Source organism: Humidesulfovibrio sp., assembly GCF_030689645.1.
Taxonomy (GTDB): Bacteria; Desulfobacterota; Desulfovibrionia; order Desulfovibrionales; family Desulfovibrionaceae; genus Humidesulfovibrio.
The window spans coordinates 1-4,701 of the sequence record NZ_JAUYFU010000097.1 but is presented as its reverse complement, the minus strand read 5'-3'; the positions used below and the strand labels follow the sequence as shown (position 1 = coordinate 4,701).

Below are 4,701 nucleotides of genomic sequence, written 5' to 3'. Positions count from 1 at the left end.
CTGCGGTTTCTGGATCCGCCTATCGAGGTTCGATTCCTCGTCCCCCAGCCACTCTTTGAAATGTCCCCATCGTCTAGCCTGGTCCAGGACGACGGCCTTTCACGCCGTTAACAGGGGTTCAAATCCCCTTGGGGACGCCAGAAGAAAATCAAGGGCTTACGTGTTAAAACGTAGGCCTTTTTTCTTGGCCTTGAATCCTGTCCCAACCCTCTTCCCAACCTCCAGCATAAAAAAGGGGGCCGAAGCCCCCCCTCATGTTGTCTCTGCCGTGGTGGACTAGGCGGCTTCCATGCCCCGCTGTTCCATAAGCGCCTCTACCAGGGTGGGGTCTTTCTTGGGCTTGCGCTTCTGGTCCTGGGCCTCCGGGGCATCGGCATGAAACTGCTTCTCCATCTCGCACGCGAGGTCATAGCGGAGCTTCTGCTCCAGCCGGACGCGGGCCATGTTGGAGAAGTAGAAGGGATTCCCGATCTCCGGCACACCAGTGATGCCCTTGAACAGCACCCCGGCCACCAGCCCCCGGAGTCCGTCAGCACGGGCGGCGATGGTGCGCAGCAGCTCGCGGGCATCGTCCAGCCAAGCCGGGAGCCATGCGTGGGCCTCGCTCAGGAAATCCCTGTAGGCGAGTTCTTGCACGGCCTCAGGGACCAGGGGCAGCACGGCGTTGCGGACTGCCTCCAGGGCGTCCAGGTCGCCACGGCGAGCCAGGGCGCGCAGCGGGGCCATGCGGTCATGCTCCGGCATGGCGCGGAAGGCGGCGCGGGCTTCCTGGGCTCGCAGCTCGTTTGCCAGGAAGGCGAAGCTCTCGCGGGGCTCCGGCTGGACGGCCTCGGACATGAGCAGCTCCACCTTGGCAAGCCCGGCCTCAAATTCGCCGTAGGAGGTGCTCAGGGCCAGCTCGAAGGCGCTCAGTGGCTTCTCGACGATGGCCCGGACTTTCTTGTGGTTGCCCTCGGTGCTCAGGTCCGGGTCGAAGGCGTAGCGGCGGGCCCGTTTGGAGGCTTCCGCGAGCTTGGTCAAAGGCTCAGTCCAGGCGTCATAGTGCAGGGTGAAGGCCTCACGCTCGCGGGCATTGTCGCCTCCGGTGAGGCCACCGGGCAGCGGCGAGACATAGCCAGCGGCGTTCACGGCGGCTTCCAGGGGCTCAAAGCCCGTCCTGACGAGGCGGCGGCGCTTGGTGTCCACCTCGTCAGTGGGGAACACGTCCACCGTGTTGCCGTTGATCTTGACCAGGCCGGAAGTGATAGGCTTGATACTCATTGCGTGGTCCTTTGCCGCTAGGCGGCGGGTTGAGGTTCGAAGTTGAAGCCTGCGACAAGCAAGAGGTTGCCAGCGGGCAGGGCCTCCCGTTCAACGCGGGCCTTGAAGTCCTCGGCAGTCTCGCCGGGGCGGCGGGTCCATTCACGGTTCCGGCCTCGCCAAATATCCGCTTCACGTCCGGCCCTGCCGATAAACAGGGCTTCGCCGGGGTGTTGGCTCAAGGGCCGCTCCAGGCGCTCCAGGCGGCTACGCAGCGTCATTGCTCACCTCCTGGGGCACGCGCCCGTCAAACGTGAGCGCCTCGACGTAAAGCCCGCTTGGGCTGGGGTGCGCGGCCTTGGCCTCTTCCGTGGTCGGGTAGGTGTTGCCGTCAACGCAGGCCGTGCCGTCCATGCCCACCAGAAGGACTACGCTCGGCAGAACGGGCTTCTTGGCCTCCACAACGCGCTCCAGGGCTCCCATGCGGCGGGTTAGACTGTTCATCTGCTATTCTCCTTTGCCTGGGCTTCCAGGGTCTCCAGGCGTTTTTCCAAGTCCGATCTTTCGATAAGGCCACCCAGCACTTGCCCGATGTAGGCCAGCGTCCGGGCCGTGGCCGGGTCCACCTCGTTTCTGTTCGCTCGGTTCAGCACGTCAGAGAGGAACACGCGCAAGTCCTGGGCGGTTGCGAGTCTCCGGCGTGGGGGCAGCCTAGGGGGGGTGCTCCCTTGATTTCCGCGCCCTGCTTTGCTTGGCTCAGTCTTTTTCAATGCAGATTCCCCTTGATTCATGCGGCTTTTGAACGGCCTTGGGACTGTTCCGGGGCCTTGTGCCAGTCGCCTTGCGGCAAGAGTTTGCAGCCGTCCACCGTCTTGAACTTGAGCTGCAAGCCGTTCGGGTTCGTATGGGTTCTCCAGTTCTTCGCCTTGACGATCTTGACCACGCCAGGCTCAAGAGCCAGATACAGGCGGGGCTTTTCAAGGCTCCGGCCACCGCCTAGCCCCAAGTCGGTTCCCCGGTTCTTCTGCAAGGCGACGATGGCAAGGGCTCCATTCAGCTTGTCGTGAATGGCCTTGAGCATCCCGCCCACGCGGTAGAAGTCCTCAGAGACTTCAAGGAAGTCGATGATGTTGATGATGCCAGGGCCGGGCCTGATAGCGTCTTGGAAGTTGTCGGTGCGTTCCCAGGCGTTGAACGTCCAGGAACTCAGGGGCATATCGAACTTGCTCAGGCGCTTTTTGAGTTCCTGCGCTCCCATTTCCGAGTTGAAGTAATGCACCTGGGCTTTGTGCATGTTCTCGCGCACCACGTTCAACAGGAAGGCGGTTTTACCCGCGTTCGGTTCTCCGGCCACCAAGGCAATATTGCCGGGCATCATCTCCACCAGCTTGTCCAGGCCGAAGGGCAAGGCGATATCCACGGGCGGCTCATTGCTCGCCAGGAAGTCAATCAAGGCGCATTCGCTTTCCACTCGCCGGAAGTTCCCGTGGCGCGCCCCCACGCGCTCTATCTTGGATTTATGTATTCTTCTTAAGAGGGCCTGAGAGACGGCCACGCGCTGCTCTCTGGTGCTCAATCCGCACCACTGGCAAAGCTCAGAAGTTGTAAATGTTCCGGTTGCTTGCTCTATGAACTCGTCCACCAGGGCGCTAATGTCCACTGTTGACGCTGTTGACGATTCCGGCCCAACTGTTGACGCGCTGTTGACGTTTGTTGACGCCGTTGACGGTGTTGACGGTGTTGACGAAAACGGCCTTTTGTTGACGCTGTTGACGTTTTCCGGCTTCCTCGGCTCCTGTTCTCCAGCGGCCATGCCAGAGGCTAGGGTTTTGCTGGCCTCGGTTTCAGAGAGCCCGGCCCGGAGTGCGGCATGGAGCAAAGCGGCCTCGGCTTCGGAGCGGTCAACCTCGCCTCCAGCGACAAGCTGGGCAACGGCGAAGGCGGCGGCGTTCAACGTCTGGTTGCGGCTTCCCTGAGGGGCCAGGGCCACGCGGGCGCATTCAGAATCAAGCGCAGCGCGTCCGTAGGAGGTCGTGGCGGCACTTTGAGCGGGTGCGGCGTGGGTAGTGGCCTTCGGGGTCGTCAGAAGCTCCAGAAGCCATTTTGGCGCGTTTGCGCGGGGTGTCTTGCCTGAGGTCCAGGCATAACCAGGCGTGGGCGGGGCGATGACGTAGCCGCCTTCTGTGCGGATATCGAGGCCGGGGCCAAGTCGGCTTGCGGAGTTCTTGAGCACCAGCCCTGCGGGCAAGGTGAAGTGCATGTGAATGCCGCCGGAAGGCGTTGTGGCGGTCCAGGTGAGCGGGAGGGGGCCGTGGGTAGCCTCCAGCGCAGCCAGGGAGGCGGGGCCGTCTGGCAAGTCCACGTCCAGAACGAAAGATCCTGTGTTCTCGCCAACAGGGACGCCGATCTGTGCGTCAGGCCAGCGGGTCCACCACTCTTGCACCTGGGCTTTGTTCTGGCTCGCGTCTTTCAGTCCGTGGGGCGTGAGGGGCTTCTTGTCCCGGCAGGGGAACACGCGCCAAGATGTGCAGAGGTCAAGGGCAGCGGCTAGCATCCGGCCACCTCCTCAAAATCGATGGTGAGGCGGTCAGTCCAGAGGGAAGCGGCCATGCCGATTTCGGAAGCGATGGTGAGCAGCCAGCGCAGGCACCAGACCTTGACGGCCCGGTAAACACGCGCTAGATTCAAGTCACCACGACATGAGCGCGATGCGCGATTTTCTGAGGCCCTGTGTTCGCACCACGGGGCCTTCTCTTTTCCGGCCATGCCCTAGGCGGCCTCGCCGTTGGACACGCGCTCAATCAGAGCGTTGATGTCGGATTCACGCCACGCGGCGCAGCGGTATGACAGCTTGACCGGGGCAGGGTAGATGCCTTGCTTGATGCCCAGGTACCACTTTGTTGCCGACACGGGGAAACGTTCTAAGACTTGGGGCAAACGGATAAGGCGGGCAGGGGTGTTTGATGCGTCCACGGTTCCTCCTTGGTTGCATAGGAGGATACGGACGCCTGAGGTTGGCGAAAATTGCTAAACCAGAGACTTTACCACTCAGCTTAGATGATACTTCTTTGTGTCCCTCCGCAGGACTGCATACCTCTCCATTTGGCTAGCAATCCAAGGGCATTTCCCGTTTGGATGGCGAAACAGTTTCTCTGTGTCAATCAATGGGAGATGGAGTGTTGCAGGAACAGCCCAGGCTTCTCCTGCTTGGAGGATTGGTTTCCGTGTCTTGTCCCGTGGCGAAGTGAATGATTCAGCGAATATCCTGAAATACTCCGACAAAGAAAGCATTCCAGACAACAAGGCGGGCGTCGATCCTATGGCGTTCATGAGGAATGCTCTTCCTGTTCCGTGTTGGTCTGTGCTTTGGCCGCGAAGTGGTGTTAGGCATATGACACCCAAGGCAGCATGGAGATGCGCAACGCTCCGAAAGCTATCGAAGCAGTCCCTAACTACGGGGTC

The 4,701-nt window shown here is 61.3% G+C and carries 7 protein-coding genes and 1 tRNA gene; 1 reads left to right on the top strand and 7 read right to left on the bottom strand.

All coding sequences use genetic code 11. The features are described 5' to 3' along the window. Positions 1-62: 62 nt before the first annotated feature. A tRNA-Glu gene (locus Q8O35_RS13035) sits at positions 63-140 on the top strand. Positions 141-276: 136 nt separating this feature from the next. Here the strand turns inward: Q8O35_RS13035 and Q8O35_RS13030 are convergent. The 7 genes from Q8O35_RS13030 to Q8O35_RS13000 form a co-directional block, all read right to left on the bottom strand. Continuing rightward, positions 277-1,260: a hypothetical protein gene (locus Q8O35_RS13030; protein WP_305574021.1), complete on the bottom strand. Its 984-nt coding sequence runs from the start codon at positions 1,258-1,260 to the stop codon at positions 277-279. Between the two features lie 17 nt (positions 1,261-1,277). Then, complete coding sequence (locus tag Q8O35_RS13025; RefSeq protein WP_305574019.1) at positions 1,278-1,520, bottom strand: hypothetical protein; 243 nt, start codon at positions 1,518-1,520, stop codon at positions 1,278-1,280. Then, on the bottom strand, positions 1,507-1,743 hold the full coding sequence (locus Q8O35_RS13020; RefSeq protein ID WP_305574017.1) for a hypothetical protein: 237 nt from the start codon (positions 1,741-1,743) through the stop codon (positions 1,507-1,509). The genes Q8O35_RS13025 and Q8O35_RS13020 overlap by 14 nt, the downstream gene beginning before the upstream one ends. Continuing rightward, entirely contained in the window at positions 1,740-1,907 is a 168-nt protein-coding gene (locus Q8O35_RS13015; RefSeq protein ID WP_305574015.1) for a hypothetical protein, read from the bottom strand. Before Q8O35_RS13015 ends, Q8O35_RS13020 begins: the two co-directional genes overlap by 4 nt. Positions 1,908-2,026: 119 nt before the next feature. Next, positions 2,027-3,793 carry a bifunctional DNA primase/polymerase gene (locus tag Q8O35_RS13010; RefSeq protein WP_305574013.1) on the bottom strand — a complete coding sequence of 589 codons (1,767 nt, stop codon included), beginning with the start codon at positions 3,791-3,793 and terminating at the stop codon, positions 2,027-2,029. Continuing rightward, the gene (locus tag Q8O35_RS13005; protein WP_305574011.1) at positions 3,787-3,927 is read right to left on the bottom strand and encodes a hypothetical protein; all 141 of its coding nucleotides are present in this window, start codon (positions 3,925-3,927) and stop codon (positions 3,787-3,789) included. Before Q8O35_RS13005 ends, Q8O35_RS13010 begins: the two co-directional genes overlap by 7 nt. Before the next feature lie 81 nt (positions 3,928-4,008). Further along, complete coding sequence (locus tag Q8O35_RS13000; protein WP_305574009.1) at positions 4,009-4,212, bottom strand: AlpA family transcriptional regulator; 204 nt, start codon at positions 4,210-4,212, stop codon at positions 4,009-4,011. Positions 4,213-4,701 lie beyond the last annotated feature (489 nt).

Coding starts and splice junctions, on each gene's coding strand:
- Q8O35_RS13030 (WP_305574021.1), bottom strand. CDS start 1,260: ATGAGTATCAAGCCTATCACTTCCGGCCTGGTCAAGATCAACGGCAAC.
- Q8O35_RS13025 (WP_305574019.1), bottom strand. CDS start 1,520: ATGACGCTGCGTAGCCGCCTGGAGCGCCTGGAGCGGCCCTTGAGCCAA.
- Q8O35_RS13020 (WP_305574017.1), bottom strand. CDS start 1,743: ATGAACAGTCTAACCCGCCGCATGGGAGCCCTGGAGCGCGTTGTGGAG.
- Q8O35_RS13010 (WP_305574013.1), bottom strand. CDS start 3,793: ATGCTAGCCGCTGCCCTTGACCTCTGCACATCTTGGCGCGTGTTCCCC.